The organism is Acidithiobacillus sp. 'AMD consortium', from assembly GCF_008926505.1.
Classification (GTDB): Bacteria; Pseudomonadota; Gammaproteobacteria; order Acidithiobacillales; family Acidithiobacillaceae; genus Acidithiobacillus; species Acidithiobacillus ferridurans.
In genome coordinates, this window is the sequence record NZ_CP044411.1 from 2137022 (window position 1) to 2163496 (window position 26475).

The 26475-nt window shown below is 58.0% G+C and carries 32 protein-coding genes and 2 pseudogenes; 13 read left to right on the forward strand and 21 right to left on the reverse strand.

The window, feature by feature from the left end; all coding sequences use genetic code 11:
• The first annotated feature begins 28 nt into the window (after nt 1-28).
• The 6 genes and pseudogenes from merC (at nt 29) to F6A13_RS11070 (ending at nt 5408) form a co-directional block, all read left to right on the forward strand.
• On the forward strand, nt 29-463 hold the full coding sequence (merC, locus tag F6A13_RS11035) for an organomercurial transporter MerC (RefSeq protein ID WP_009567170.1): 435 nt from the start codon (nt 29-31) through the stop codon (nt 461-463).
• Between the two features lie 25 nt (nt 464-488).
• Entirely contained in the window at nt 489-2132 is a 1644-nt protein-coding gene (gene merA / locus F6A13_RS11040) for a mercury(II) reductase (protein WP_012607441.1), read from the forward strand.
• Nucleotides 2133-2188: 56 nt separating this feature from the next.
• The gene (locus F6A13_RS11045; protein ID WP_012607442.1) at nt 2189-4234 is read left to right on the forward strand and encodes a glycoside hydrolase family 15 protein; all 2046 of its coding nucleotides are present in this window, start codon (nt 2189-2191) and stop codon (nt 4232-4234) included.
• A 2-nt stretch (nt 4235-4236) separates the two neighbouring features.
• Nucleotides 4237-4598, forward strand: a pseudogene (gene merD / locus F6A13_RS11050) (mercury resistance co-regulator MerD).
• A pseudogene (locus F6A13_RS11055) lies at nt 4595-4679 on the forward strand (mercury resistance protein); the annotation flags it as partial. The pseudogenes merD and F6A13_RS11055, both read left to right, overlap by 4 nt.
• Nucleotides 4680-5243: 564 nt before the next feature.
• On the forward strand, nt 5244-5408 hold the full coding sequence (locus tag F6A13_RS11070; RefSeq protein WP_306670511.1) for a DUF3330 domain-containing protein: 165 nt from the start codon (nt 5244-5246) through the stop codon (nt 5406-5408).
• 187 nt (nt 5409-5595) lie between these two features.
• Here the strand turns inward: F6A13_RS11070 and F6A13_RS11075 are convergent, their stop codons facing one another.
• Genes F6A13_RS11075 through F6A13_RS11085 form a run of 3 tightly spaced genes read right to left on the reverse strand, consistent with a single transcriptional unit; the run spans nt 5596 to nt 6543 of the window.
• Entirely contained in the window at nt 5596-6027 is a 432-nt protein-coding gene (locus F6A13_RS11075; RefSeq protein WP_009568517.1) for a hypothetical protein, read from the reverse strand.
• A gap of 1 nt (nt 6028) precedes the next feature.
• Entirely contained in the window at nt 6029-6355 is a 327-nt protein-coding gene (locus F6A13_RS11080) for a hypothetical protein (RefSeq protein ID WP_012537222.1), read from the reverse strand.
• A complete protein-coding gene (locus F6A13_RS11085; RefSeq protein ID WP_012537223.1) occupies nt 6355-6543 on the reverse strand; it encodes a hypothetical protein in 189 nt (62 codons plus the stop codon). Before F6A13_RS11085 ends, F6A13_RS11080 begins: the two co-directional genes overlap by 1 nt.
• Nucleotides 6544-6873: 330 nt before the next feature.
• Here F6A13_RS11085 and F6A13_RS15850 point away from each other — a divergent pair, with 330 nt between their 5' ends.
• The 3 genes from F6A13_RS15850 to F6A13_RS11095 all read left to right on the forward strand — a co-directional run bounded on the left by F6A13_RS15850 (nt 6874) and on the right by F6A13_RS11095 (nt 8778).
• Nucleotides 6874-6996: a hypothetical protein gene (locus F6A13_RS15850; RefSeq protein WP_257246328.1), complete on the forward strand. Its 123-nt coding sequence runs from the start codon at nt 6874-6876 to the stop codon at nt 6994-6996.
• A 241-nt stretch (nt 6997-7237) separates the two neighbouring features.
• A complete protein-coding gene (locus F6A13_RS11090; RefSeq protein WP_009562702.1) occupies nt 7238-7429 on the forward strand; it encodes a hypothetical protein in 192 nt (63 codons plus the stop codon).
• Between the two features lie 506 nt (nt 7430-7935).
• Nucleotides 7936-8778: a DUF2459 domain-containing protein gene (locus F6A13_RS11095; protein ID WP_041647457.1), complete on the forward strand. Its 843-nt coding sequence runs from the start codon at nt 7936-7938 to the stop codon at nt 8776-8778.
• Between the two features lie 420 nt (nt 8779-9198).
• On the opposite strand, the gene F6A13_RS11100 is transcribed toward F6A13_RS11095, so the two are convergent.
• The 8 genes from F6A13_RS11100 to F6A13_RS11135 all read right to left on the reverse strand — a co-directional run bounded on the left by F6A13_RS11100 (nt 9199) and on the right by F6A13_RS11135 (nt 12911).
• Nucleotides 9199-9501, reverse strand: a complete 303-nt coding sequence (locus F6A13_RS11100; RefSeq protein WP_009562706.1) for a hypothetical protein — start codon at nt 9499-9501, stop codon at nt 9199-9201.
• The gene (locus F6A13_RS11105) at nt 9494-9703 is read right to left on the reverse strand and encodes a hypothetical protein (protein WP_009562708.1); all 210 of its coding nucleotides are present in this window, start codon (nt 9701-9703) and stop codon (nt 9494-9496) included. Before F6A13_RS11105 ends, F6A13_RS11100 begins: the two co-directional genes overlap by 8 nt.
• A 61-nt stretch (nt 9704-9764) precedes the next feature.
• Complete coding sequence (locus F6A13_RS11110) at nt 9765-10124, reverse strand: DUF3579 domain-containing protein (protein WP_009562710.1); 360 nt, start codon at nt 10122-10124, stop codon at nt 9765-9767.
• A gap of 71 nt (nt 10125-10195) precedes the next feature.
• Entirely contained in the window at nt 10196-10462 is a 267-nt protein-coding gene (locus F6A13_RS11115) for a hypothetical protein (RefSeq protein WP_009562712.1), read from the reverse strand.
• Between the two features lie 87 nt (nt 10463-10549).
• Nucleotides 10550-10927 (reverse strand): hypothetical protein, encoded by a 378-nt coding sequence (locus F6A13_RS11120; RefSeq protein ID WP_009562714.1) that lies wholly within the window; start codon nt 10925-10927, stop codon nt 10550-10552.
• 421 nt (nt 10928-11348) lie between these two features.
• Nucleotides 11349-11966 (reverse strand): hypothetical protein, encoded by a 618-nt coding sequence (locus F6A13_RS11130; protein WP_009563470.1) that lies wholly within the window; start codon nt 11964-11966, stop codon nt 11349-11351.
• A 253-nt stretch (nt 11967-12219) separates the two neighbouring features.
• A complete protein-coding gene (locus F6A13_RS15440) occupies nt 12220-12372 on the reverse strand; it encodes a hypothetical protein (RefSeq protein WP_012607450.1) in 153 nt (50 codons plus the stop codon).
• 287 nt (nt 12373-12659) lie between these two features.
• The gene (locus F6A13_RS11135; protein WP_009563471.1) at nt 12660-12911 is read right to left on the reverse strand and encodes a hypothetical protein; all 252 of its coding nucleotides are present in this window, start codon (nt 12909-12911) and stop codon (nt 12660-12662) included.
• Between the two features lie 120 nt (nt 12912-13031).
• Here F6A13_RS11135 and F6A13_RS11140 point away from each other — a divergent pair, with 120 nt between their 5' ends.
• The gene (locus F6A13_RS11140) at nt 13032-13271 is read left to right on the forward strand and encodes a hypothetical protein (RefSeq protein ID WP_012537226.1); all 240 of its coding nucleotides are present in this window, start codon (nt 13032-13034) and stop codon (nt 13269-13271) included.
• A gap of 513 nt (nt 13272-13784) precedes the next feature.
• Here F6A13_RS11140 and F6A13_RS11145 read toward each other — a convergent pair.
• From F6A13_RS11145 to F6A13_RS11165, 5 genes are all read right to left on the reverse strand, one after another.
• Nucleotides 13785-14633 carry a hypothetical protein gene (locus F6A13_RS11145; RefSeq protein ID WP_148208626.1) on the reverse strand — a complete coding sequence of 283 codons (849 nt, stop codon included), beginning with the start codon at nt 14631-14633 and terminating at the stop codon, nt 13785-13787.
• Nucleotides 14634-15229: 596 nt separating this feature from the next.
• Complete coding sequence (locus F6A13_RS11150) at nt 15230-16306, reverse strand: TniQ family protein (RefSeq protein ID WP_111122573.1); 1077 nt, start codon at nt 16304-16306, stop codon at nt 15230-15232.
• A 14-nt stretch (nt 16307-16320) separates the two neighbouring features.
• On the reverse strand, nt 16321-17208 hold the full coding sequence (locus tag F6A13_RS11155; protein ID WP_041646474.1) for a TniB family NTP-binding protein: 888 nt from the start codon (nt 17206-17208) through the stop codon (nt 16321-16323).
• Nucleotides 17205-19085: a Mu transposase C-terminal domain-containing protein gene (locus F6A13_RS11160; protein ID WP_012607455.1), complete on the reverse strand. Its 1881-nt coding sequence runs from the start codon at nt 19083-19085 to the stop codon at nt 17205-17207. Before F6A13_RS11160 ends, F6A13_RS11155 begins: the two co-directional genes overlap by 4 nt.
• A complete protein-coding gene (locus F6A13_RS11165; protein ID WP_012537231.1) occupies nt 19078-19767 on the reverse strand; it encodes a heteromeric transposase endonuclease subunit TnsA in 690 nt (229 codons plus the stop codon). The genes F6A13_RS11160 and F6A13_RS11165 overlap by 8 nt, the downstream gene beginning before the upstream one ends.
• Nucleotides 19768-19844: 77 nt before the next feature.
• Here F6A13_RS11165 and F6A13_RS11170 point away from each other — a divergent pair, with 77 nt between their 5' ends.
• Nucleotides 19845-20546, forward strand: a complete 702-nt coding sequence (locus F6A13_RS11170) for an ATP-binding protein (RefSeq protein ID WP_225981806.1) — start codon at nt 19845-19847, stop codon at nt 20544-20546.
• Nucleotides 20547-20592: 46 nt separating this feature from the next.
• On the opposite strand, the gene F6A13_RS11175 is transcribed toward F6A13_RS11170, so the two are convergent.
• Genes F6A13_RS11175 through F6A13_RS11195 form a run of 5 tightly spaced genes read right to left on the reverse strand, consistent with a single transcriptional unit; the run spans nt 20593 to nt 25746 of the window.
• Entirely contained in the window at nt 20593-21036 is a 444-nt protein-coding gene (locus F6A13_RS11175; protein ID WP_151528248.1) for a tetratricopeptide repeat protein, read from the reverse strand.
• A 27-nt stretch (nt 21037-21063) separates the two neighbouring features.
• On the reverse strand, nt 21064-22683 hold the full coding sequence (locus F6A13_RS11180) for a peptide chain release factor 3 (RefSeq protein WP_113526514.1): 1620 nt from the start codon (nt 22681-22683) through the stop codon (nt 21064-21066).
• A 6-nt stretch (nt 22684-22689) separates the two neighbouring features.
• Nucleotides 22690-23160 carry a ribosomal protein S18-alanine N-acetyltransferase gene (rimI, locus tag F6A13_RS11185; protein ID WP_126604306.1) on the reverse strand — a complete coding sequence of 157 codons (471 nt, stop codon included), beginning with the start codon at nt 23158-23160 and terminating at the stop codon, nt 22690-22692.
• Between the two features lies 1 nt (nt 23161).
• Entirely contained in the window at nt 23162-23830 is a 669-nt protein-coding gene (gene tsaB, locus F6A13_RS11190) for a tRNA (adenosine(37)-N6)-threonylcarbamoyltransferase complex dimerization subunit type 1 TsaB (RefSeq protein ID WP_113526512.1), read from the reverse strand.
• Complete coding sequence (locus tag F6A13_RS11195) at nt 23830-25746, reverse strand: ATP-dependent DNA helicase (RefSeq protein WP_225981807.1); 1917 nt, start codon at nt 25744-25746, stop codon at nt 23830-23832. The genes tsaB and F6A13_RS11195 overlap by 1 nt, the downstream gene beginning before the upstream one ends.
• Nucleotides 25747-25824: 78 nt before the next feature.
• On the opposite strand from F6A13_RS11195, the gene F6A13_RS11200 reads away from it, so the two are divergent.
• Both F6A13_RS11200 and F6A13_RS11205 read left to right on the forward strand, forming a co-directional pair.
• Nucleotides 25825-26160: a hypothetical protein gene (locus F6A13_RS11200; RefSeq protein ID WP_113526510.1), complete on the forward strand. Its 336-nt coding sequence runs from the start codon at nt 25825-25827 to the stop codon at nt 26158-26160.
• An 11-nt stretch (nt 26161-26171) separates the two neighbouring features.
• The gene (locus F6A13_RS11205) at nt 26172-26393 is read left to right on the forward strand and encodes a hypothetical protein (protein WP_126604307.1); all 222 of its coding nucleotides are present in this window, start codon (nt 26172-26174) and stop codon (nt 26391-26393) included.
• Nucleotides 26394-26475 lie beyond the last annotated feature (82 nt).

The following is a 26475-nucleotide window of genomic DNA, read 5'->3' on the forward strand; positions in this document are numbered from 1 at the left end:
ATAGCGTGATGACCAGGAGGATCTGTCCATGTCAGCCATAACCCGCATCATCGACAAAATTGGCATAGTCGGTACCATCGTCGGTAGTTTCAGTTGCGCCATGTGTTTCCCCGCAGCAGCGAGCCTCGGCGCTGCAATCGGATTGGGCTTTCTCAGCCAGTGGGAAGGCCTGTTCGTGCAGTGGCTGATTCCGATTTTCGCCAGCGTGGCATTATTGGCGACCTTGGCGGGCTGGTTCTCGCACCGCCAATGGCAACGCACGCTGCTGGGCTCGATCGGTCCGGTGCTAGCGCTTGTCGGGGTGTTTGGGTTAACGCATCACTTTCTGGACAAGGACCTGGCGCGCGTAATTTTTTATACCGGATTGGTGGTGATGTTCCTTGTCTCCATCTGGGACATGGTCAATCCGGCGAACCGCCGCTGCGCGACCGACGGCTGCGAAACGCCCGCCCCGCGTAGCTGAGCACATAGACACTTTGGAGGATATTATGACCGAGAACGCGCCCACCGAACTCGCTATCACTGGCATGACCTGCGACGGTTGCGCCGCGCATGTGCGCAAAGCACTCGAAGGCGTGCCCGGCGTACGCGAGGCGCAGGTGTCCTACCCGGATGCCACGGCCCGGGTCGTGCTGGAGGGCGAGGTGCCGATGCAGCGGCTAATCAAGGCGGTGGTTGCAAGTGGCTATGGTGTGCATCCACGGAGCGACGGTGCCTCCTCCACAAACGATGGACAGGAGCTACACATCGCTGTGATCGGCAGCGGCGGAGCGGCGATGGCGTGCGCATTGAAGGCTGTCGAGCGGGGCGCGCGCGTGACGCTGATCGAACGCAGCACCATCGGCGGCACCTGCGTGAACATCGGTTGCGTGCCGTCCAAGATCATGATCCGCGCCGCCCATATCGCCCACCTGCGCCGGGAAAGCCCATTCGATGGCGGCATCCAGGCGGTCGCGCCGACCATCCAGCGCACAGCGCTGCTGGTCCAACAGCAGGCCCGTGTCGATGAACTGCGTCACGCCAAGTACGAAGGCATCCTGGACGGCAACCCGGCCATCACCGTTCTGCGCGGTGAAGCGCGTTTCAAGGACAGCCGGAGTGTTGTCGTCCATTTGAACGATGGTGGCGAGCGCGTCGTAATGTTCGACCGCTGCCTGGTTGCCACGGGCGCCAGTCCGGCCGTGCCGCCGATTCCCGGCTTGAAAGACACTCCTTATTGGACCTCCACCGAAGCGCTGGTCAGCGAATCGATCCCCGAGCGTCTGGCCGTGATCGGCTCGTCGGTGGTGGCGCTGGAACTGGCGCAAGCCTTCGCCCGGCTCGGCAGCCATGTGACGATCCTGGCGCGCGGCACCTTGTTCCTCCGGGAAGACCCGGCCATCGGTGAGGCCATCACGGCGGCGTTTCGCGCCGAAGGCATCGAGGTGCTGGAGCACACCCAGGCCAGCCAGGTCGCTTATGCGGATGGCGAATTTGTGCTAGCCACCGGGCACGGCGAACTGCGCGCCGATAAGCTGCTGGTCGCCACTGGTCGCGCACCGAACACACGCCGCCTGAATCTGGAAGCGGCGGGCGTGGCCATCAATGCGCAAGGGGCCATCGTCATCGACCAGGGTATGCGCACGAACAGCCCGAACATTTACGCCGCTGGCGACTGCACCGACCAGCCGCAATTCGTCTACGTGGCGGCAGCGGCCGGCACCCGTGCGGCCATCAACATGATGGGCGGTAGTGCAGCCCTGGACTTGACGGCGATGCCAGCCGTGGTGTTCACCGATCCGCAAGTGGCGACTGTGGGTTACAGCGGCGCGGAAGCGCATCGCGACGGCATCGAAACCGACAGCCGCACGCTGACGCTCGACAACGTGCCGCGGGCGCTCGCCAATTTCAATACACGCGGCTTCATCAAGCTGGTAGCCGAAGTGGGCAGTGGTCGCCTAATCGGCGTGCAGGTGGTCGCCCCGGAAGCGGGCGAGCTGATCCAGACTGCCGCGCTGGCGATTCGTAACCGGATGACGGTACAGGAACTGGCTGACCAGTTGTTTCCCTACCTGACGATGGTCGAAGGGCTGAAGCTTGCTGCCCAGACCTTCACCAGGGATGTGAAGCAGTTGTCCTGCTGTGCGGGTTGAGACGGATTGATAAAGGAGTCCCGTTGCGGCATGAACGTCGCAAGACCAAGGAGACCATGAGCGAACTTCCGTTCGGGCAGCCAGGCCTGCCCAGCACTTGGGCCAGTGCCCACAAGCAGGCTGTGGGCACTGCCTTGAGTGAACGTTCCCGCGTCTGGTTCACCGTCGCCGACGGTGTGTTAACCGAGGTTTATCATCCGACGATCGACTGTCCGAATCAACGCGATCTTCAGTTCCTGATCACCGATGGTGGTGAGCTATTTCACGAAGAGCGACGCGATCTGGAACATAGCGTCGAGTGGATCGAAGACGGCATTCCGGCCTTCCAGATTGTCAGCCGAGATCCGCAAGGCCGCTACCGACTGATCAAGACGGTCTGCACGGATCCCGATGCCGACTGCGTGCTTGAGCGAGTCCACTTCGAGCCTTTGGTGGAAGCAGCCCGACATTACCGCCTGTATCTGCTGTGGGCGCCCCATCTCGACAACCAGGGGTCGGATAACCACGGTCGCGTTGAATATGGCGCCAACGAATGCGACTGGCTCATCGCCTGGCGCGGGTCTCGATACGCTGCGGTAACCGCCACGGTACCCTTCTCACGCATGTCAGCCGGCTATGTGGGTCATTCCGACGGCTGGCAGGATATAAACAGACACCGGCACCTAGAATGGAACTTCACGACAGCGGGACCGGGCAATATTGCGCTGACGGCAGAACTGGAGTTGCCGCCAGACGGTCATTTCATGCTTTGTGTCGGGTTCGGCAACAGCGAGCGGACGGCCATCAAGGCTGCAAGCGGCTGCCTGGACCGCAACGGATTCGCGTCGGTTCTCAATCGCTACATGGAAGGGTGGCGCGCTTATCAGCGCGGATTGCTCGATCTGTCGGCCCAGAGCGGCGACGGCGGGCAGCTTTACCGGCGTAGCATCGCGGTGTTGCGTACGCATATCGACAAGATTCATCGCGGCGCGGGCGTGGCCTCGTTGTCCATTCCCTGGGGCGAATCGGCATCGGCGGACCAGCCGATTGGCGGCTATCACTTGGTCTGGCCGCGCGATCTCTACCACCAGGCCATGGGCTTGCTCGCCGCCGGCGACCGGGAGAGGCCAGCGCAGATTCTGCATTATTTGTTCTCTCGACAGCGCGAGGATGGAAGCTTCTTTCAGAATTTCTGGGTGGATGGCAGGCCCTACTGGCAAGGCCTGCAGCTCGACGAAGTCGGCTATTCGGTGCTGTTGGCCAACCACCTGCACCACGAAGGGCTCTTGGACTTCGACCCGTATCCCGTGGTACAGCGTGCCGCCGATTTCCTGGTGAACCATGGGCCGGTCACCCCCCAGGACCGCTGGGAGGAGAACAGAGGTTACAGTCCCCATACCCTGGCGGTAGTGGTTGCCGCGCTGCGCGCTGCGGCAGCGGTGGCCGATGCGACCGGAAAAGGGGCGCAGGCCGTCACTTACCGACAGGTGGCGCAAGACTGGGAACAACGCATCGAGGATTGGACCTTCACCGATTGCGGTCGATTGCTCTTCGGCCATCCCGAGCACTACGAGCGTATCGCCCTGATCCCGTCGGTCGACACCGGTGAGCATCTGCCAGAGTGTCGAGTATTTCTGCCAATTCGCAATCTACCAGCGGAAGCAATGTACAACCAGTCCCAATGTTGCGTGGTAGACGGCGGTTTCCTGGAGTTGGTACGCCTGGGTCTGCGCACCGCCGCCGACCTGCACGTTCTCAAGACCCTGCCGGTATGGGATGCACTGTGCCGACGCGAGACGCCTTGCGGACCGGCGTGGTATCGCTACAACGGGGATGGTTACGGTGAGCACGAGGACGGTTCACCATTCGATGGTACCGGGCGCGGACGCTTGTGGCCGTTGCTCACCGGCGAGCGCGGACACTATGAAGTTGCCGCCGGACGCGACTCCCGGCCCTACATCAAGGCGCTGGAGTGCTTTGCCAACGAAAACGGCATGCTGCCCGAGCAAGTGTGGGATACAGAACCGCGTCTGGGCCATGGCACGGGTTCGGCCACACCTCTGGTGTGGGCTCACGCGGAGTATATCCGGCTGCTGGGCGCTTCGAGTCGTAAAGGAACATGAACATGAATCGGTACACAATTTCCAAGCTGGCTGAGGGCGCGGGTGTCAGCGTGCATATCGTGCGCGACTACTTGCTGCGCGGACTGCTGCGGCCGGTGGCGCGTACCCAAGGCGGCTACGGTCTGTTCGACGAGGCGGCCTTGCAACGGCTGTGCTTGGTGCGGGCTGCCTTCGAAGCGGGCATCGGCCTCGATGCGCTGGCGCGGTTGTGCCGGGCACTCGATACGTCGGACGGCGACCAGGCCGCCGCGCAGCTTACCGCGCTGCGCCAGATCGTCAAACGCCGACGCGAAGCGTTGGCCGATCTGGAAGCGCAGTTGGCCACCCTGCCGAGCGAGCACAGCACGCGGAGAGTTTGCCATGAATAGCCCCGAACGCTGGGCCGACCGAAACACGCAAGCCGTTCACCGGCTATCTGTGGGGCGGGCGGGTCGTGCTCACCTGTCTCTCCTGTTCCTGCCTGTGGCCGAGTCGTCCGAACTGATGCCTGCGGCAATCCGGCACTGTTCGCCACGTTCGATGCCTTGCGTGCCCTCGCCGTGCGCTTTTCTGCCGACGACTTCGACATGGGATACCCCTTACTAATATAACGAGAGACGTAACAGAAGCGCTCCGCTAAATTCAGACGTTATATATCAGAGAATTAATGGAGGTGTGAACATGACAACACTGATTTGCCCCACATGCGGTTGCTCCTTAGTAAGGTTGGGCATTACTAAAGAGAATGCTGTTATACAGGAATATCGAGGAAAGGAATATTCATTCTGTTGCGACGGGTGTGCCGTTACGTTCCAAGAAAATGCCGAAACCCTGCTGGAAGAAACAAATAGTCTCGTTGTGTGCCCAAGTTGTTTGGCTGAAAAACCAATCAATCAAACTGTGGCAATTAGTTTTCGAGATAAGGAACTGTATTTTTGTAGATGCCCGCATTGCATTACTGTTTTTCGGGAAGATCCCGAATATTATCTGAAGCGCTTGTCCGGAGAAATGGAATTTGCTGGCATATTTTCTGGAGGTCGAGGATGCTGTAGTTAATGTACAAATTACGTTATTCACCCCGGAAGGCGCGGAGTACGTCGAGCACTTCTGCGGGCTGGAGTGCTACCTGCGCTTCCATGCGCGGATCAGCATTGCGACCGAACCGAGCGCTTGCGATTCGCCGCCGTCAGGTTGAGGCATACCTCAAGCGGACAGGGGCGTCGTCAGTTGCAGTTAATCTGAGCACACCGTTTTCGATTGCAAGCCGTTACACTTAGGCCATCAAAAACCGATTCTGGGCCATTTCTCGATGCCTTTTCGCGGTTGACAGACGCCGCCCCCACAACAGGCGAGTCCGCACAACAAATGGGGGTGCGTGATGGTCAGTCATCGAGTTTTGGTCGGGTAGACGGGTCATTGCGCAGCCAGCGGCTCCAAAACGCCTCATTGATGCGGGATGATGAAAGGGTATTGGTTGGATTCTCAGGCTGTTGCGATGACTTGGGAGGCTTTTTACGACGTGTTTCCCAGGCGTTTAGCGCGGTCGTGTACGCCTTTCCTTTGGTGCGTTCCCAGGTCATCACGCGCTTGTCGAAAGGCGGCACCTTGCTGACCAACCCGTAATTGCTCGCCAATCTTAAAGCGTTGCCAACCGCTGCAGGCGGAAATCCCGTAGCGGTGGCGAGTTCCCGTGAATCCATGGCTCCTGCTAAGGCAGCAACGACAATCGGGACCAGTTCTTCGGTGGTTTTCTGAGGTTCTTTTGATGGTTTGTGCAGGGTGCTTTTTTCGGTGAAGCCTTGGAAATGGTCCACCTCATGCGGTCCCTGCGAGTAATGGGGGTGTTTCCGAGGATGGTAACGCCCAAACATTGATGGGTGACCCCGATGCATTGATGGTGCAGTGGTGTGCGTGGACCAGCCCCTGTTTTGCCAGGTCCACTATAAGGTGATTGGTGCGCAGGCAGGATAGCTTGAGGGCGTCTGCGACTTCCTTGCAGGTCCTGGGGCCGTTGCGGAGGCAGCGCAGGATACGTTCTTTGTCTTTGTGGTGGGTCTCGTGCATGGCGATGATGCTACTCACGGAGATCGGCGGGTGCAACTGCATCACCTGCTTTTTATTGGCATGTTTTATGCTGCGCATCACCTGAAAAAGGCATCCATATCCTCCATCTCGACACGATGCCGCGCCTTCCGGCTTTGAATGGCCGGGTCAGCGTCACGCTCGGCCTTCCGCTCCTGATAAATCGCCTTGAACTCCTCCCAAGTCAGGTTCAACCCCGTGCGCCTGTTCAACGACTCCACAAAACCCCTGTCTATGTTCGCCATCATCACACACCCCCTTTTTCGTTTCCGCATCCATCGCCTGTAAAAAACCAGGTGAGCGCATGAACGCCCTCCTGGCAACGTGGAGCGGGCTATCACGATCGGAAAACGATCCAGGCTCGGTAGGGCCGAGGGATAGTAGTCCCCATGCGGCCTGAACCGTCCTCCGCTGAATAGCTTAGCGCAATAAACAAGACAAATCTATGCCTGTATACTATTATTCAATCTACAGATCGGCCGCCCCGCAGCCTGGGGCGTTCGTTTGGTGCCATCGGCACTGAACGGGTCTGTGAGAAAGGTGATTTTACAGGCAATCAGCGATGGATGGAGGTTGACATGACATTCGGAGTTGAAGTGGCAAGAATGCTCACCCTTGCAATGGTTGGCGCTGCTGGCGCCGTCACGGTTTCTGTTCTGGTTGGTGCAGTTATTTTGTGGTTCGTCAATTCCATTCCATGAACTGCAGGATAAGGCGATAGGGTGCCCATTCTTACACCGCGATACCGATCATCGGTCAAACAAGCCGTTGATCCGTTTTGGACAACAGTGTGGGAGTATGATCGGCAACGGCAGCAGCCTACGCGCCGCCACAAGGGTTTGGCCGATGAGGTAGCCACGTCCAAACTGGTTAACACGCAAAGAATAGATCCCTACCTGACGACAGGTGAACGAGTACCGCGGGCAATGGAAAGGGGCTGTGATGCGCCGTAACAGCGACGAAAGGCGGATGTATGCCATACGGAGATTGAGCCGGGCGGTGGACCGGCAGATCACCAGTGCCGGGGAAGCAAAGCAGCGGGCGGCGTTCTGGGCAAAAGTCTGGGGCGTTCGTGCCGGGTTCAGTGGCGCATCGTCAAACATCTGCACTGGGAAGAAGGGGCACGGTCATTGAATACGGGTTGATCGCGGTCGCCATCCGGAACGTCTCATCGGTGATGCGCTGCATGGGGTCGATAGAGAAAACGGAAAATATAGCACGGTAGGACGGCTGGAAGCCCTGCCACGCTTCATTTTCTCATTGCTGCATCCGATTGAAGTATACCTCAAGCGGACAGGGGTGCCGTCAGTTGCAATTAATGTGAGCACACCATTTTCGATTGCGAGCACAGGCGGATGATTGCGACCATAGGCGCAAATAATGTGAGCACGAGGACCCGTCAGTCGCAGTTAATGTGAGCTGAAAATGCCCGTTGATTGCGAGCACGCCGTTTTCGATTGCAAGCCGCTACACCTACGGCTGCGGGCGGGTCGGCAGCACTCAGCCATCGCCATAATCCAGTCCTTTTGGCTTGTTCGTGTTAGTGATCTCAGTGAATATAACTTCAGCTGCGTGACATGATTACCCGGTATACTGCGGTGTTATGGAGTATGGAGTACACCATTTCAGAGAGGTGCACCATGTACGGACGTTATGTCATCCACCACAGAACGCTCGAACGCTTGGTGCTATTGCTGGGCGTACGTTCTCCCCATCTGTCGCGGCAGCACAGCGTCGCCCCGAGGGAGCCTGTGCCCCAGCGATGCAGGGGCATACACGGCCCAGGCACATTGCCCAGGCTGTTGTTGGCGGCGCGGGTTGCCATCGCGACCTTGGCAACCGCTATGCTGGCCAGCTGCGCGCCCGGCCTGCCGCCTTCGGTCGCTACTAAGCCGGTCTTGCCGCCGCCGCCGCACTTTCTTACAAACAGCACGGAAGTAACCATCGGGGTGCTGGACGAAGGCTGGCACACCGGTCTGGTCCTGCCTGTCGGAGCTCTCGGTCCGTCCTTGGACCACTTGCGCCATTGGTTCCCGGAAGCGAAGTATCTCGCATACGGATGGGGCAACCGGAACTTTTACATAGCAACCCATCCGGGACCGGGAATGGCGATCGACGCCTTGTTTCCCTCTTCGAGCGTTGTTTTCGTCGAAGGCCTATCAAAGCACCCGAAAAATGCGCTTCCGCCTGATGCTCATCTGCGCTGGATATGCGTGTCCCGCACCGCCGTCTGGAGGCTCGACGCCTATCTTGGAGACTACCTGCGAATGGGGCCAAGCGAGGATCCGGTCAGTCTGGCCCCCGGCCCATTTCCGGGAAGCCGTTTCTTTGCCTCTACAGGCACCTACGATGCTTTCCATACTTGCAATACTTGGACGGCAGCAGCCCTGAAGTTCGCCGACCTGCCTGTTAGCGACGAGGGAGTCTTGTTTGCCGGACAGGTCATGTCGGAGATCCGGCCTCTGCGTTCCTGCCCAGAATGAACGGCAAAATGCATCACGTCATCTGGTGTGATGCCGATCCGGGGACTACCCAAGAATTTCATAATTTTTAGCGGGTACACAGCCATGCTGTCTCCTTCATCATTGGGGAGCGAATTCTTTCGCGACAAAGCCAAGGCTTTAACCGGGGTTTCATGCTCTGTTGCTATGGCCTGCGCGTGTTGCCAAAGCGTGGGTCGCCTCCATTGTCTGGGGTGCAGGTATATCGCGCTGAGCAAGGCGGTGGTGGCTGATTGGGAGTACAGACCTCGCCGGGCAACCCTCGGGATGATTGGCCGGGAGGGCTAATATCCAGGTTGCTCCATGAAATCGCCCTTACACCACAAGCAGTGCCAATGATGGCGCGCACCGCCCTACAGAAAAGTCTTCCGTGCATGACCCTGGCGACACGGGACGATGACTCTATTTGCCCTGCAGCTTGGTGAGATGTGCCTGGAGTTTCCTAATCTGCGATTTTACACGTGCCGCCTTGGCCAGTCGCAGCGTTTCGCTCTTGGACGTCAAAATCGTATCCAGACGTTTCAGCCGCATAATGCGAGCCTGGATATGGGCAATCCGTTTCTGCTTGACGATTTGAGCATGGGTTGCGATTGCCGTTTTAGCGGAAGTTACCGCTGAAGTGGAGGGAATGGTTGTGGACGCGACCGCCAACGGTGTGCCAAGCAAAATACCAATAACAGAAACAACGAACAAGCGATTATTCATCTTGAAAACTCCTTCTTGATTTAGCATATCCCAGGTGCTCGACCGTCTCGGTCTGTAGTGCCCGCTCCACCAGCTGCTTGGTCAGCCCGCCTTTACCTATCCAATCTTCCGGGGTCTTGTAGGAGGAATCTTCGCCCAGATCCATCCCGCCTGCCGCCACGGCCTGGACCAGCCTGTTTTTAGGAATTTCAGCAACCATCATTCATTTTTCCGATTCTCTGCCAGTATCTGGTCTTTCCACGGCGTCCATGCCTGGACCATCTTCATGCCCGGCATTTCTCTTTCGCAGGCAGATGCGGATCGCAGGGTGCGCGTCCTTCGCGGGACGCGCACCCGTCCTGATGCTGAATGGTCCCTTCTTTCATGAAAATATTCAGGTTGTTCTTGGTGGCAAAGTGCAGCAACTCCGCGTAAGCTTCCGGCTGTGACTGTTCCAGGGCTTCGTCGAAAATAATGGACGCATAGCCATCGATGGTTGCCGGTTCCACGTCATCCTCATAGTGAATTTTATGGTTCGGACCAAAGTGTGCCAGGCCTGCTCCCTCAATCAGCATTTCCGCCCAGTCCGATGGCCGGAATTTACGACGATCCGGCAGCACAACGCCTTCAATAACAATGAGCATGTTTTATTCCTGTGCGTGAATGGTCAGGATTCGATCTTGCCGGGCGCAACCCTTGCAGGGTGCGCCCCTTGCTAGATGTGCCCTTCCCGACGGGTGATGCCCACAGCGACGATGCTCGTCAGGCTGACTACTTGCAAAGGGTGATGAACAGCCGTTTGGGCGATCCCTTTAGCCATGGGGTAACTGGTGGTGATGACGCAAATCAGCCCATCCTGGCGATGAATGTCCAGGACGGCATATTTCATGCCGAGATCCAACGCATGCTGTGCCAAGGCAAGAATGCGATCACTGATCCGATGCTGTAATGCTTGCAGCAGGCTGATTTCCGTTTCAACCATGGCATATCCCCTTTTTGTGCCGTATTTCTGAGTGCGTGTGTTTGAGTCTGTTTACGTCGTGAAGTTCATCAAGATGGTATCAGCATGTCATACTCCAAACTGTCGCTGCAGCACGGTATCCACCACTTCGCACATCGGGCCTTTTTCTTCCGCGCACAGGTGCCGGATCACATGAAAGGGGATCCCCGCGTCCCACAGGGAGAACCCACAGGCCATGATGCAGGCACCGGTCCGGCTGCCGACCAGGCCCCATTCCGTGATTCCCGTAAACCCCCGCAAGGCATCCATCGCCGCCTGGTCCAGCCCGTAGCCCGTTTTCTCCAGGACGATTTCATGACCCACGTCAATCACCGCTCCGCCATCCTGGCCGTCGTTCAGGCGGGTTCTGAACAGATTGCCGGGCAGGTTGACGAATCGGGTGCCCACGATGGCGGAATCACTGCCCACGATCGCCGGAATGCGCAATTGAGGTATGGATACCGGAGAACGCCATGAAAAGCTTCACCCGCCACGCCCAGACCGAAGGAATTTCTCCGGGGACCTTGGCAGGGAGACTGTTGGCCGAAGCCGTTCTCGCCCTCCCTCCGCGCCAAGGGCTATCCTCAGGGGAGATCATCACCCTGCACGCCGCAATCGGGCTGGACAAGGGAGACCGCCCCCGCTTCACCGTTACTTTGCTCCGTGCTTATCGGGTTAGCTCCCATAGATACTTATATATGGTGTATCACTGCTTTCATGAGCACTGTTCATGGTATGCGGCATGCCGTTTTAGGCGACAACCCGATAAGCACGCTTTGCTCCACTAAAGATGTCCCCAGACACTTCATCCTTTTGGGTGAAATCCGGCCGTACTCAAGGAATTCAGATCCCTGGATGGGACATCTCCTCATCGCTCGCGCCGTGCGATCACCCGCCGCCGCAACGGATGGGGATGCGCGACGATAATCCGGCGGACCGGACGACGACGCGCCCGGTAAGCGATACGGATGCGGCCGCCGACGGGACGGATAACCGGATGCATACGCCATCGGTAAAAAGGCCGATTCCTGTACACGGGAACCACCCGCGCGCGCCAGATCCGGTAACGCGCCAAATCCACATGATGTCGCAGCCACCAGCCAGGATGATAGACGCGATACCACGGCGCCACCCGCGCCCTCCACCAGATGAAATAGGGCCGAAAGGCGGATACCGGAGGCGGCGGACCGTACAAGAGTGGTGACGGCACGACCATGGTCATGGGCAGCGGCAGCCAGGGGCCGTAGTAATCGCCGCTGTACAGCCAGCCACCCGCCGACCATTCGTAATAGAGCCCATCATCAGAGTAGACAAAATCCGCCATAGCCGGCAGGTAGTAGGCATTGACTCCGTCCCCCACGGAGAAAGCAAACTCTACACCGGCTGTCGCGCGCGGGATAGAAAATACCCACACCCCGCACAACAGGAGGAACGAGATCAACCCAAGGACCGCCCATTTGCCCCAGAAACGACCGTTTTCCCGCATGTTCACCTCCGCCCCGCGTCAGCTTGGGTTTTCCTGAGCGCGAAGACTTACCGTCGCCAACCGCAGTGCCAGCAGGGATGGATGTAATATCCCCCACGCGGAACGACCACACAACCGGACAGCAACGCCAATCCCAGCAGCATGACCAGGATCTTCCAACCGCTTTGATACGATGGCCCACCATGAGAAAACATGATTTTCACCTCCAACGCCCAGCCTAGTCAGCGGCCTGGGCTTGCCGTGAATTTTCCTATTACTCAAATACTTTGGGTACCTGGGGATGTTCCTCCCGTGCGGCCGCCCGCTTCACTGCGGACTGGACGGCGAGAAGCGTCGCCAGTGCTTGCGCACCCTTGATAAAAGTCAAAATAATGGCCGCCAGGAGAGCCAGCAGCGTATCCCACAAACGCGGGGTGATCGGGGGCCATTAGTGCCACCGCCCGTGTGCCAAAACCTGCGTCCCGTCCTCCGCCAGCCATGGCCAGGAACCTGGCGGGCACCCGGGCAGGGCCGATACACCCGGCATTCCGGGCACCGTATCCAACGTTTCCGCGAGCACCGATCTCCGCCGACTGGCGAGGGAGGAACCGTTACGCCCCATGGCGGCCCCGCAGCCAGAAGTCATCGCGCAACCTGCCAGAGCGATCACCATCCCTATCCACACGCCAACCATTTTGCGTTCGCCCACCGCTTTTACTGGCCCTGCAGTTTGCCGAACCGCGTCTGGAGTTTCGCGATCCGCGCATCCACCTTGGCGAGGCGTCGCGTTTTGCCTTTGGACCGCAAAAGGGTTTCCCGATGCTCGAGATGACCGAGGCGGGATTGGATGCGGGCAACCCGTTGCGCCGACGTGAGTGACGCGGCGCTTGCCGCCACCGAAGAGAGCGAAAGGCACCAAACCAGAAGAAGGATGCCGATAGGGACCGATTTGCCGAAAAGGATCATTCATGGAAACCTCCCAATCTGTGGTTTGCCTGAGAACAACCTCGCCCCCCATCCGGATGTCCAATCCCATTGGAAACCTTCGGGAATATTTCATGGAAGAATACGGAGGCAGTATAAATCGTGCCTTTTCACAATACCACGACGAATTTGTTACAGAATGTGAATCCAGAATCGTACCGTCCGCCTTACTGGCAACCTGCGGCATGGGTGGCTGTCACTGACGGGCATAATAACGCCACCGATGAGCAGCGGATGAGGACTGGCCTAGACGGTACCAGTTTCTTTGCCGCGCAAACGGAGTTGAACCTAGTGCCTGACCAGCGGGAGAAGAAACCCTTTCAGATGCACGTGGCCCGTTGAACAGGCTGAACATACGGTGCAGCAAATCGTACGTTTAGGCTTGGTTGGCCGCTTCCTGTGGTGCATGATTCGACAAGAGCAAGCAGTCAAGCTTGGTCGCACTGACATCGAAATCGTCGACGACAGAACCGAGCCGCCCGGGACTATCTACCATCATGCATTGCTTGAGCTCAAGATACTGCGCAGCTTTGGATCCACTGGGACTCCTGTGACTCAGGAGGTCTTGGAGCGACACATCCTTGACGGAGTGAACCAGGCGCATTCATACGGCGACACCCACAACAGTCTGCTCCGAATGCTCTGTTGCTTCGACATGCGAAAAGCCGATATCGGTGATAGTGTGACGTTCGCCCATGTGAGCAATCTGGCCAAGGACCTCAACGTCAGCCTCCGCCGATGGTACCTATATCACTCTTCCAAAGCCCTTCGGGAGGCGAACGCCGACGCAAAAGTTTCGACGGTAGGTGGAGCCCCCTAGCATCCTTACGTCTTCGTACTGATAACGTTGGCACATTATTCAGACAACCCCATCTGACTTATTGAGGGTAACCAGTACGACTTACCTTCAACATTTATAGCCATGCCCTCACCGTCCGTTCTCAACACATCCGCTCCTATCCCCACCTTCCTCGGCAACCCATGAAAATACGCCAACCCCACCGACACCCATCGGCGCAAAAACTCGTCGCCTTCCCCACCCTCACGCATCATCGCCAGCATTTCCTGCTCTAACTTACGCTGACGGACTTTTTGGGCGGCACCCTCTTTGGCTTTAGGCATCGCGACACCCACAGAATGCGCCTCACGCAAATATCGCACAAACCCCGTCAGAGCGGCACGTTGGCCGGGCACCTTAGCCAAATATACATCCACAGCCTTCTGATCTGGCTTCTTTAGGCCCATTTTCTGGGCTTCCAACATCAACGCTTTCGCAGGTGCCATGGCAAGGCGCACGGATCGCAAACTCAGTTTTCCAGCTTTCACCTTCGCCATAAGTGTATCGTGATAGCCTTTCAGTACCCGCAGACCTGGCGGATCGCCTTCCAGCGCCTTCAGCATACCAGCAATTTGCCGCTTCTCGGAATCTCCTGCCTGCACAGCAACATCTTTGACCACTAGCCCAGTTTCCTGCATCCACCGCATGGGAAGCCTCACCCTGCGTAGCCCCTCGGCGCCGAAATGAGCAATCAATCGGTTATAGTCCGGGATAGCCTTCCAAACTTTCTCGATCTCCATAAAGAAGGAAAGATAGCGGTTCACGGTAATGGCGGCCTTGTTATCCCCGACAGTAACGGCCAACCATGCACCAAATCGCTCAAAATGACCAGCCATAACCGGCATAGCAAACGCTGCCAAGTTCATGGCTATCCGCTTGGTCAGGAGGCTTCGCCAATAGCACGGCTCACACTGGGCACCCCTGCCAGCCGGCATAGATTGCCCACATTCCTGGCAGAGGATCATTCCGCCATCGAGGCAGACTTTGCACAAGCGCCGCCCATCGTCGGTCACCACCAAGAGTCTAGGGTGGTGGCATGCCTGGCAGTTTCCGTGATCTGCATGGGCGCATTTTGAGCAAAGCCGTAGATTATGATTAAACCGAGATACCCGCGTTAGCCTTCTCGACAACTCGCCACAAAGCTCACAGGCCTCAGCCTCCCTAAAATATTTCGCACAGGAATTACATACAGGGCCAGAGCGCGTCACCCGTCCCACTCGGAAGTCTGTCTTTCCACACCGGATGCAGGGCTGGTCCAGCGCACAGTGACGACACACAGCAGTTATATCCCTGCGCGGCAACCGTGCGTAATTCCCACACTTCGGACAAAGTCGGCGCTTGAATTCTCGTGCGTAGCATGTGGGACAATACTTATAGCCGTGGTAAACCCGCGTTATTTTTCTGCCTCGCTTGCCACATTCGTCGCAAATCACCTCAGCCGACAGCGTCGCCACCGTATCCATCATCGCTGCGACATCTCCAGCTTGCGCTGTAATCGCCGCCACATGCGCATTACTTCGTGACGCGGCCGGGGCTGACCAGGATCGCGTACTGCCTGCTTTCTGGGTCCTCTGGCGTTATCAGGCAGTTGCGCGAAAGTCTCAGCGAACAAGTCTGGCATCCGTTCTCCCTTGCTCACAAAACCTTGGCGGGTAATACCGGATTCCTGGAGATACTTAGACACGTCGGCCAAGTCGGTTCGCATCAGCTTCCACAGCGCGCCCAGCAACAGGTGACGTTCCGCTGTACCGAGCAGTTCCACCCCCGTGCCGGGATTCAGCGGTAGCTCAGGGACTGCAACCCCCATCCGCTCCAGAAATACGTGCAACGCCTCCGCATCGCTACGATTAGCTCTTCGCAATAATGCGGACAAAAAAGACGCACCGGCAAACCATGCATCGGTCTCCGTCGGGTGCGCCATAAACTGACCACTGCCATGACGAATCGCCTCGTCGCCTGCATCCTGGAACGCCATAGCATCGTCCGAACATGGCGTAATAGCGCCCACATCCCGCAAATCGCCTCTGCAGGTCGCGCAGACCGCCATATGACCATCCTCCGCATGCAGACGGTGCGGCTCCAAGGGCGCCCTACAATGTGGGCAGCGGTCTAGCAGCGAACAATGATGATGCTCGCAACCCACATGCCACGCGAGACGCCATTGCAGGCGATAATAAGGAATACGGTCATCGCGCAAACAATCAGGACAATACTGCAGACCGCTTCGCCGCTTGGTATTCCGCGCTCCCAGCGCCAATATCCATGGCCACACGGCCCTGTCGGGCAGAGGTCCTTTACTGACACGCTCAGCGACACTTTTGAGCGTCGCGGCACGAAAGGAAGACAGCGGAATCCCCGCCGGGGCGGTCAGCTTATTCAACGGTGCGTCATCCAGAAAACGGTCTGCGTCTCTCGTCCATATGCGCCACTTAGGCCACACTTCGCCGGTAAGCACCATGGGATCGCAGCCTTGGGCAAGCGCCGCCCGCACTAGCCACGACGAGATAATCTCATCGGGCAGCAAAGGTACAGAACGCACCTAACGCGGGCGCTCTACACCAGTTCCCGAATGCCATGCGTAGGCCGCAGCCATTGCTTCCCCTCTATGATCGATTTGTCGATTTTCTCCGTACCCGTTTTAATGGCTTCCACCGCACACTCCACCAAAAGCCGATGGAGATTCCCAAGATTTCCTTCGGAAATGGCGAAAAGCAGACTTACCGTCTCGCTTTGATGTAACAAAGAGGGCTTTTTGAGTGGTAATACTCGTTCAAAACTCGCTACCAGTTGCTGAAACTCTGGATTCAATTCCCAAGGCGGCAACGTGACCACATCAAAGCGGCTGGCGTGCTGTGGGTCCGTGTGCAAAACCCGGACGGCCTCTCTGATGCCCACGCCAACGATGGGGATCGCCAATTCGTTGCATAGCAGCTTGATGGCGTTCATGACCTCGCGTTGTTTAGTCACCGTCCCCGTCAGGAGAGAGTGAAATTCGTCGATAACCAGGATACGCACATGGCAGTCTCGCATCAGATGAACCACCTGGTAGCGCAGCTTAGAAGCAGAATCCGTCGCTCGGTACGGTGTCCAGAAACGCTCCAGGATCGCTATATACAACCCCTTTTCGTCCGCGCTGGGCGGCGCTTCGCTTACAATAACCGGTTTGACGGGTTCCGCATCCTCATTAACGTAGCCCTCTCCATGCAACTTCTGAAAACGCCGAATAACCGTTGTCTTGCCATTGTTGGAATCACCAACGATCAACAGATTAGGCATACGTGGGCGCACGGGCTTTTCCATTAAACTGCGCAAGTTATCCAAAAGGCGATTAGCCTGGGCGTAACCTATCCAGCGCGGCTCGTCGAGAAATGCCATGCGGTCCTTATCCGACATGCCCAAAATATGGCGGAATTCCGGATGAATATGAGTAAGGTCCATCATGCAATATCATCCAATGGCTTAACAACGCCTTTCAGCAACATCGAGGCAGGGGCCGCTTTCTCCAATACGCTTCTATTTGAAGTCAGCGGCTGTGATGGAGATACCTTTTTCGCGTGTTCCTTGCGCTTTTGCTGTTGGCGACGCGCCTTTTTCGTCCTTTCCGACGAGCCATCGACCTGTTGCCGCAGATCATTCAAGGCTTGGAGCACCATGGCCTCATCCACAGATTTCATACCCTGCTGACGAGCGCGGCTTACCGCCTGCTGGTACTCCCAGATACTCATGCTCGGTATCGTCTGATCCGCGTATGGGATGCGAAAATACATTTTTAACTCAGGATCATGGAACCAGATCACGCTGATATCACGGGGATCACGGCGGAAAATGAATTGCCGCTTTTTACCGGGGGTGTCCGGGTCATCCGCATTGATCCACTGCCGGATAACGTCCGCATAATAGGTCAGTCCATCTACGGAAACACCATCCGCCTGAATAGTCCGCTTGAACATTGGCAAAAAGTCCAATAACAATACCTCACGATTCGCAGGTAACGCGGGCATTCCACGGCCCGGGGTGTTTTTATCCCCGAAGATACCCAGTTCCCATTTTTTCTCGGGCGTCATACCGATGGAAGAATGAAGTCGCTTGTGGTACACCTTGCAAATAAGGGTAACCAGCCATGTTTCAAATTCCGACTTGGTCATCGTAGCGTGCTTCTCGGAGTCGTATTCGTCCCGTTCCTTTATCGACGAGAACGTAGTTCCGGGTAGATCATGGATCTCTTTCAGCATGGTGCCCAATAAACGTTCGATGTGACCGCCATAGCGGGGCTGCTTTACCGGTCGGTATTCCAGACGAATATTGTACATCATGCAGGAATTGCGGAAGCTTTCCGAGCGGAAATCCGATCCATTATCCACATGAATGGTCGTCATTAGACCAGACACTGGCCATTTTGCATCGACCTTATGCAAGACCAACCAATCATCTTTGGGAAGAATAGCTTGCGCCACGCACATCCCCACAGAGGTTACCGAAGGTGCGTCAAAGGACAGATAGTAGCCAACGACCATGCGACTAAACACATCTATTGCCATAGTAATATAGGGGCGGCCAATGGGTTTGCGATAAATATCGTCAACCAAAATAATATCTGCGGGTGTGTGGTCTATCTGCACAACAGCCAGTGGATAATCCGCGTTGGGGAACTGACCGGGGACAGGAATGAACTTGTTCTTGGCCTTCTCACGATATCCCCGCTTGCGTAGCGTCTCACGTTCACTAATCTCCGCGACCCTGGCACGTACCGTGTTCGGGTGCGGTACCTCAGTGAGTTGCGCTTCAATACACCGTCGGCGCGCCTCCAAAACTACCTTCTGAACGGAGGGCCGCTGCACAGTCAGATACAGCACACTGATAACGTCCTGAATGATCTGTTCCGCATGGACCGATATTTTCTTGGCACCCCTCCTGACACCTCTTTTCTCCGGCATGAGCCCGTCAAGAGTTCCCGCATCCCGATATAGCTTCAGCCAACGGTAAAGCGTGGTGAAATTGATTCCCACTTCTTGAGCTCGAGCCTCTACCTCACGCCGCCCCACGTCAAATCGGTCCAGAAGCGGTTGTATCGCTGCATATCGGGATTGCGCCGTCTTCCAATCTTCGTCGGCAATGGTATCCAGATCACGAACCATTACGGTGCCATCCGCCGCAGGTGCCAAGTCAGCGATACGCAGGGTGCAACTCCGGGCAGACTCCACATCCAACCCAATGACGGTTTCCAAATCCAGCACTTCAGTGATGCGATAAATCTTTCCGGAGGTCATCACCATCTTTCCTGGCGCTGGCAGAAACGTTTGTCGGGCTGGCTTAGCCATGATCCGGCACCCAAAGTTCGCTGGTCTGGGACAATGGCTGTGACCAGTCGCACTCCATCCGTGCAGTCGCCAGCAGGTGCCACAGGTGGCTAATGCCTATGGCGCGGTCCACTTCTCCAAAAAAGTGGCGGGCCAACAGGTGGTCAAACGTCGCTGTCCCCATTTGACGCAGATTCCCGATAATCCATTCAGACTCTTCCGGCACGAACTGCATTTGCCGATATCTCTGCAGAAACATGGCATTCTTCCAGCGTTGGTCGCGGATACGCGGTTCATGCCTCAAATGAAATATGTAGCCCCGCTCCTTGCAATGAGTCATGGCCGCACGGAATTTTGCTTTCCATTCGGGCAAATGCTTATCCAGTTCGCTGGCGGGCTTCACCTCAACAAGAATAGGGGCATGGTAAGGCCCAGGATATGCCCGGTAGGTCACCAGATAGTCCGGTGTATAGGGATAGACTTGCCCGCGAAGGCCAACAAATTCAATAGTCGTGGGTTGCGAAACGACATCTAGTACCCGCCTATCCGTTTCCAGGCGGATCAGAAAGTCGCGTTCCAACGTAGACTCGAAGTCTACTGGACCCACGCCGCGAAACGGATAAAGCCCGGAAACACTACGCCGAGTCGTACCGATCTTGCGCCTGGAGGGGTTATCAACTTTGTTGCAGCTATTGATATTCATATTGAACCTTGTAGCGGCTATTGGTGGTATTGTGTAGCAGCAATTGGTGTAAATCAAGCGGCGTAAGCAGTTGTTTCATGGTTCATAGTGTAGCATTAATTGGTAGAAGTCACAGTGGTTCGCACCCTCGCCCCGGTGAAATCAGTCTGGCACATCACGGCATTCTTTTCCTGGACGAAATGCCCGAGTTCCCTCGCGCGGTGCTGGAAGTCCTACGCGAGCCGTTGGAATCCGGAGAAATCCATATCGCCAGGGCGGCGCGGCGGGCCACTTTTCCGGCCAGGTTTCAATTGGTCGCCGCGATGAATCCCTGTCCTTGCGGCCATCTCGGTGATCCGCAGCAGATTTGCCGCTGTACCCCGGCACAGGTCAGCCAATACCGTAGTCGGCTCTCCGGCCCGCTGCTGGACCGTATCGACATCCAGATGGAAGTGCCCGCCCTGCCGGTAAGCGCCTTACAAGAGGCGGCACAGGGCGAAAGCTCTGCCTACTGGCGCGAACGCATAGCTCAGGCCGTTGATCGCCAGTGGCAGCGCCAGCAGGTGCGCAATGCACAACTTCAGGGCGAACTGCTGGATCAGTTTTGCGCTCTGGATACGGTGGGCACCCGCCTGCTCAGCCGCGCCACCGAGACCCTGCATCTCTCCGCACGCGGTTACCATCGGGTGCTGCGCGTCGCCCGCAGTATCGCGGATCTGGAAGGGAGTGATCCGATCGGTACCCAGCATCTGGCAGAAGCCATCCAGTATCGGCGCCTGGCGCAAACATTGGCCCAATGATCAGTTAAAGAAAATACCGCTGATTTTTATATCGTCGGCCCTTACCCTAGTCCTTATGGATACCCGTGTGGTGCCCAATCGCAAAACTCGCCGAAGGAGGCAATGCCGTCTCTATACGGGCTACGGCCGCCATTCTGGAGAAGTACGCTGCCGCGCGTTGCGGATTTTCCGGAACACCCAGACCCTTCTCATACGCCAGCCCCATATCGAAGTCCGCCCGGGCGCTGCCGAGCCAGGCCGCCCGGCGATACCAGCGCAGGGCCTCTGGCCAGCCTTTGACGACGGTGCTTTCCTGACGGATAATCAGCGGAGAGTAGAGGGTGCCAAGATAAAAGGCCGCATCGGCATTCTGCGATACCGCTGCCTGCCGCAAACGCGCCAGCGCGGCTGGGTTTTGTTCGGCCTGATTACGCAGGGATTCCAGGTCATGCGCCATGGCTGCAAGAGGCAACAGACCAGCTATCAACGAGAGTATCGCACGTAGAAGCACTTCTTCTCCTCCGGCTCATCAAAGGCATTATGATCCCGCATGCTCCCGGGTGGCATGAAACACGATTTGCGGCCAGCGCTCCATGGTGAGGTCCAGGTTCACACGGGAAGGTGCCAGGTAGGCGAGGCGATTCCCCGCATCTTCCGCAAGCTGCTCTTCATGCTTTCGGGTAAATTCGGCGAGCATTTTTGGATCAGCGCACTGAATCCAGCGCGCCGTCTGCACCGTCACCGCCTCAAAAATCGCGTCCACCGCATATTCGGTTTTCAGCCGTTCCGCCACCACATCAAATTGCAGTACCCCCACCGCACCCAGGATCATATCCCCGCCGTGCAGCGGTTTGAAGACCTGGGTTGCGCCTTCTTCCGCCAGTTGCTGCAAGCCTTTTTGCAGTTGCTTGGCCTTGAGCGGGTTCCGCAGGCGCACCCGGCGGAACAGTTCCGGTGCGAAGTAGGGAATCCCGGTGAACTGCAAGGCCTCACCCTGACTGAAACTATCGCCGATCTGAATACTGCCGTGATTATGCAGGCCGATGATGTCACCGGCGAAGGCCTCCTCTACCAGTTCACGCTCCTGAGCCAGGAAAGTAATAGGATTATGCACCTGGATATCCCGACCCAGACGCAACTGTCTGATTTTCATACCCCGTTTGAAATGTCCGGAACAGATCCGGAGAAAGGCCACCCGATCGCGATGCTGAGGATCCATATTCGCCTGAATCTTGAATACAAAACCACTGAAAGCCTCTTCTTCGGGCATCACGGTCCGACCGGTAGTAGGACGGGGGCGCGGCGAAGGTGCCCAGTCGATAAGGGCACCCAGCAATTCCCGCACCCCGAAGTTGTTGATGGCGGAGCCGAAAAATACCGGTGTCTGCTGTCCCTGCAAAAATTCCTCCAGCGAGAAGGGGTGGGAGGCGGCACGCAGCAATTCCACCTGTTCCCGCAACTCGGGCATTTCTTCGGAAAAGCGGCGGTCCAGCTCCGGATTATTGATCCCGGCAATCCGCTCCACCGCCTGCTCCCGGGTCTCCTCCCCCGCAGCGAAGACCAGCACTTCATCGCGTAGCAGGTGATATACCCCGCGGAAACGCTTGCCCATGCCAATGGGCCAGGTGACGGGGGCACACCGAATGCCCAGCACCGATTCCACCTCATCCAGCAATTCCGTCGGGTCACGGCTTTCGCGGTCGAACTTGTTCATAAAGGTGATGATGGGGGTATCGCGCAGACGGCAGACCTCCAGCAACTTGATGGTCTGCGCCTCGACGCCATTGCCGCCGTCGATCACCATCAATGCCGAATCTACGGCTGTCAGCACCCGGTAGGTATCTTCGGAAAAGTCCTGATGACCCGGTGTGTCCAGCAAATTGATGACGTGCTCATCATACTCGAACTGCATGACCGAACTGGCCACCGAAATGCCGCGGCTCTTTTCAATGGCCATCCAGTCGCTGGTGGCGTGACGACTGCTTTTACGCGCTTTGACCGTCCCTGCGAGCTGAATGGCACCCCCGAAGAGCAGGAGCTTTTCGGTAAGCGTCGTCTTACCGGCATCGGGGTGGGAGATGATGGCGAAGGTACGGCGACGCCGAATGGCGTCGGTAAAAGCATTGGCCGGAGCCGCAGCAACAGGGGATAACGACATAAACGATCAACCTTCCTTGAGTTGGTTTGCGGACGGCAGGAGCGACAGGGACAAGACCAGCGCATCCTCCCGACCCTCTCCATTGCGATAATAATTCAGACGCACTCCGATTTCATGAAATCCTTGGGAGCGGTACAGATCCTGCGCACCCGCATTGGACACGCGCACTTCCAGAAAAACCCTTTGCGCACCCAGTTGCCCGGCGCGGCAGAGGAGATGTTGCAGCATCCGCCGCCCGAAACCGCGCCGACGCAGGGCGGTCGCCACGCCGAGATTCAGGATATGTGCCTCGGCCGCGCCCGTGGACAGGACACCAAAGGCTCCCAGCACACCGTCATCGTTTTCCATAATCCAGGCATCATAACCCGCTTGCAGGCATTCGCGGAAAACACCCCGCGTCCATGGCCCCGGGGAGATTTGCGACTCCAGCGCCGCTACCGCGTCCAGATCATCCACCAGCATGGGGCGCAGATTCATTTTACGTTTCCTCTGGCAGGGAGGGGCGGATATAGTGCGGTTCCAACAGCGCCGGGAGAATACCCCGGTCTCCCGACTGACAGCGCGCCTGGGCAAGGCGCAATACGGCTCCGGCCCGGGGAAAACTATCGTCGCTCCAGCCCAGTATCCCCGGACCCTGCCAGCGGGCATGATAAACGTGCCAACCCGTACCGAGCCCCCACCACTGACCCTCCTCTGGCCAATCCACGGCCTCAGGTGCACAGACTTTTTCGGCGCCCCTTAACCGGGGAATCCCTTGCGCGTCCTGAGCGAACACCCCGCTATAGACTTCTCCTTTGCGTGCATCCAGCGCCGCGAGTACCAGTGGTTGGGGTACCGTCGCCGCCAGTGCCTGCAGACTGGAAACGGGATAAACCGGCAGCCCGCGTGCCATTGCCAGTGCCTGGGTCGTACTGACACCGATGCGCACCCCGGTGAAGCCTCCTGGCCCCACCCCGCAAGCGATGGCCCCTATATCGGCGAGGGTCATGCCGACCCGATCCAGCACCCGCTGAATCATGGGGAGCAGCAACTGGCTGTGGGCATTCACCGCCACGACAAACTCTTCGACCACCCCGGACGAGGTGCTGACGGCCACTGAGCAGGCCTCAGTAGCGGTGTCCATGGCCAGAAAACGCGGCAGTCCCATCAGGCTTCTCCCCGCCAGAACGCATGGATCGCGTCGAGGCTGGAAACACGCCGCATAGGCGGCAGACTGTCGAGGAAAATGCGCCCGTACCCCTTGCTGCGCAGGCGCGGATCGCAGAGCATCAGCACACCGCGATCCATCTCCGAGCGAATCAGCCGCCCTACACCCTGGCGCAGGGCAATCACCGCCTGAGGAATCTGTAACTCGCGGAAGGGTTCACCGCCCGCCGCCTGACACTGCTCCGTGCGGGCACGCAGAATCGGATCAGAGGGATTGGCAAAGGGCAATTTGTCGATGATGACACAGGAGAGGGCCTCGCCCTGCACGTCCACCCCCTCCCAAAAGCTGGCCGCACCCAGCAGCACCGCATTACCCAAACTGCGAAAACGGTCCAGGAGACGGGGGCGCGGCATGCTCCCCTGCACCAGAATGGGGAAGGACAAGCGCTGCGGCAGGGATGCTGCCGCCTCCTGCAAAGCGCGGTGACTGGTGAAGAGGAAAAAGGTCCGTCCGCCACTGGCCTCGATGACTGGCGCCGCCGCGTCCAAGCAGGCCCGTGTATAGGAAGGATGACCGGGTTCCGGCATCAGAGGCGGCAGATAGAGCAGGGATTGCCGCGCATAATCAAAGGGCGAGACTGCTGTAAGGGTGCTCACCGCCGTCAGACCCAGAGCACGTTCAGTACTGGCGAAACTGTCACCTACGCGCAAGGTCGCACTGGTGAGAATGACACTTTCCACCGGTTCCAGCAGGTGCCGCTGCAAGGGCGCCGCCACGTCCAGGGGAGTGGCATGGAGCTGCACCGTGCGCGCTTTCTTCTCCTGCCAGAACACCATGTTCGGGGCGTTGTGCGCGGCAAAGAAATCTACCGTCGCCAGCAGCACCACCCCACGCGCCGCACATTGTTCCAGGCCCTTGCCGCGCGCTGCTGCGGCACTCAGTGCCTGGCCCAGTTCCGCCACCGCCTGACGCAAACGGGCGAAGGCAGAGCCTTCCGCACTATCGGGATTCAAAGCCCAGGAGCCACGCTCGTCACCCGGACCGAGAACCGTCCGCCACGCCGTCGTTTGCGTTTCCACCTGTGCGGCTGCTGCAAGCAAACACTCATCATCCCCCGCTTCGGCCAGAGTTTCGGCGCGGCTATCTCGCCCCCAGTCCCAGAGCTGATGGCTACTCAGGTGCTGACCGAAATAACGCCCGGCCAGATCCAGCACTTGATGGGCCTCATCCAACACCATGGCATCGACTCGCGGCAACAGGTCCCCCATACCGTTGGCCTTCAACGCCAAGTCAGAAAAAAGCAGATGATGATTCACCACCAGAATCTCCGCCTCCTGAGCCTGGCGCCGCGCCTCGACGACATGGCAGCGCCCATATTCTGGGCATTCACTGCCAGGACAGTTGTCTCGGGTCGACGTTACCAGAGGCCAGACCGGCGAATCTTCGGGCACCGAGGTCAACTCACTGACGTCGCCCTCCCGCGTTCGCCCCGCCCAGTCGGCCACCCGCGCCAAAGGTGCCACCAAGGCTGGCGCCACGCCCTCGGCACTGAAGCGTTGCAGACGATACCGGCAGAGATAGTTGGATCGCCCCTTGAGGCGACTCACGCGCAAGGGCTTTCCCATCGCCCGCAGCAGAAGCGGAATGTCCTTCTCCAGGATCTGATCCTGCAGCGCCTTGCTACCGGTAGAAACCAGCACCTTGCGCCCGGAAAGCATGGCGGGCAGGAGATAAGCGAAGGTTTTACCGGTGCCCGTCCCCGCCTCGATCAGCGCCACCCCGCCGTCGCGCAGGGTATGGGCCACCTGCGCGGCCATAGCCTGTTGCTGCTCCCGTGCCCTGAATTGCGGCAACGCCCGCGCCAACGCGCCAGCCTCGCCCAACAGCACAGACCAGTCCTGGCCTCCCCCAGTCACGCCCGACACCTCATCGCTGCTCCCGTTTTATCGTCAGTCCTGCTATTTTTACACAAATCATGGGGAAAGAGGGCATTCATGTATAAACGGCGTGTACGTATCCTGTTCTGGCATCCGACCGATCCGGCAAAGGCCCACTATGCCACGACGCTGGCGGAATCCCTGGGCGCCGACTGGCTGGAGGCGAGGTCGGGGGAAACCGACCACGACTGGCCCGATCTACTCATCGCCCTCGACTGCCACGTCGCACCTCCCATTTTCCGCGCCGCGCATACCCAGTGCAAATGCTGGCCCCTGGTGGCCCAGGACATCTGGGAGGACGCCGTGCATAAACGCATCCTCGGTATGATCGGCGGCCTGCATTTGCTCGCCCGTATGGATCGGAGCGGGCCACCACCCCATGTCTTTGACTAAAGGAAGCCGCCATGCAAGTTCGCGAAGAGAAAGAGCAGAGCGTAGAAGTCATTTTGACCGCCCGTGAGGCGGTACAAATCGCCAGCGATATCCTAGCGAACCCAAAAACGGCCGGGCCAGGAGCCGTTGCCTTGGCTGAACTGCTGCAGAAGGAGGGATTCACGGCTGCCCAGACTCAGGCGCCCGACCGTTATGAGTGGAAGACGCCGGATGATATGGAGCAGGACGTCTAGCGCCCAATTGCGTCGCGGCCCGCCTTACAGCATATAGCACCCGCAGGCTGAATCAGGACGCGGGGTTTTGTTGGATGATAAA

Bases quoted from the DNA above. Each gene is read 5' to 3' on its own strand.
- F6A13_RS11105 (WP_009562708.1), bottom strand. From the start codon at position 9,703: ATGATGGTTGCTGAAATTCCTAAAAACAGGCTGGTCCAGGCCGTGGCG.
- F6A13_RS11170 (WP_225981806.1), top strand. From the start codon at position 19,845: ATGGTTCATAGTGTAGCATTAATTGGTAGAAGTCACAGTGGTTCGCAC.
- F6A13_RS11115 (WP_009562712.1), bottom strand. From the start codon at position 10,462: ATGGTTGAAACGGAAATCAGCCTGCTGCAAGCATTACAGCATCGGATC.
- F6A13_RS15850 (WP_257246328.1), top strand. From the start codon at position 6,874: ATGACATTCGGAGTTGAAGTGGCAAGAATGCTCACCCTTGCAATGGTT.
- F6A13_RS11160 (WP_012607455.1), bottom strand. From the start codon at position 19,085: ATGGCTAAGCCAGCCCGACAAACGTTTCTGCCAGCGCCAGGAAAGATG.
- F6A13_RS11145 (WP_148208626.1), bottom strand. From the start codon at position 14,633: ATGAACTTGGCAGCGTTTGCTATGCCGGTTATGGCTGGTCATTTTGAG.
- F6A13_RS11130 (WP_009563470.1), bottom strand. From the start codon at position 11,966: ATGCGGGAAAACGGTCGTTTCTGGGGCAAATGGGCGGTCCTTGGGTTG.
- F6A13_RS11090 (WP_009562702.1), top strand. From the start codon at position 7,238: ATGCGCCGTAACAGCGACGAAAGGCGGATGTATGCCATACGGAGATTG.
- F6A13_RS11155 (WP_041646474.1), bottom strand. From the start codon at position 17,208: ATGATGGACCTTACTCATATTCATCCGGAATTCCGCCATATTTTGGGC.
- merA (WP_012607441.1), top strand. From the start codon at position 489: ATGACCGAGAACGCGCCCACCGAACTCGCTATCACTGGCATGACCTGC.
- F6A13_RS11180 (WP_113526514.1), bottom strand. From the start codon at position 22,683: ATGTCGTTATCCCCTGTTGCTGCGGCTCCGGCCAATGCTTTTACCGAC.
- rimI (WP_126604306.1), bottom strand. From the start codon at position 23,160: ATGAATCTGCGCCCCATGCTGGTGGATGATCTGGACGCGGTAGCGGCG.
- F6A13_RS11165 (WP_012537231.1), bottom strand. From the start codon at position 19,767: ATGAATATCAATAGCTGCAACAAAGTTGATAACCCCTCCAGGCGCAAG.
- F6A13_RS11045 (WP_012607442.1), top strand. From the start codon at position 2,189: ATGAGCGAACTTCCGTTCGGGCAGCCAGGCCTGCCCAGCACTTGGGCC.
- merC (WP_009567170.1), top strand. From the start codon at position 29: ATGTCAGCCATAACCCGCATCATCGACAAAATTGGCATAGTCGGTACC.
- F6A13_RS11095 (WP_041647457.1), top strand. From the start codon at position 7,936: ATGTACGGACGTTATGTCATCCACCACAGAACGCTCGAACGCTTGGTG.
- F6A13_RS11100 (WP_009562706.1), bottom strand. From the start codon at position 9,501: ATGAATAATCGCTTGTTCGTTGTTTCTGTTATTGGTATTTTGCTTGGC.
- F6A13_RS11080 (WP_012537222.1), bottom strand. From the start codon at position 6,355: ATGCGCAGCATAAAACATGCCAATAAAAAGCAGGTGATGCAGTTGCAC.
- F6A13_RS11110 (WP_009562710.1), bottom strand. From the start codon at position 10,124: ATGCTCATTGTTATTGAAGGCGTTGTGCTGCCGGATCGTCGTAAATTC.
- F6A13_RS11135 (WP_009563471.1), bottom strand. From the start codon at position 12,911: ATGATCCTTTTCGGCAAATCGGTCCCTATCGGCATCCTTCTTCTGGTT.
- tsaB (WP_113526512.1), bottom strand. From the start codon at position 23,830: ATGGGACTGCCGCGTTTTCTGGCCATGGACACCGCTACTGAGGCCTGC.
- F6A13_RS11085 (WP_012537223.1), bottom strand. From the start codon at position 6,543: ATGATGGCGAACATAGACAGGGGTTTTGTGGAGTCGTTGAACAGGCGC.
- F6A13_RS11205 (WP_126604307.1), top strand. From the start codon at position 26,172: ATGCAAGTTCGCGAAGAGAAAGAGCAGAGCGTAGAAGTCATTTTGACC.
- F6A13_RS11200 (WP_113526510.1), top strand. From the start codon at position 25,825: ATGTATAAACGGCGTGTACGTATCCTGTTCTGGCATCCGACCGATCCG.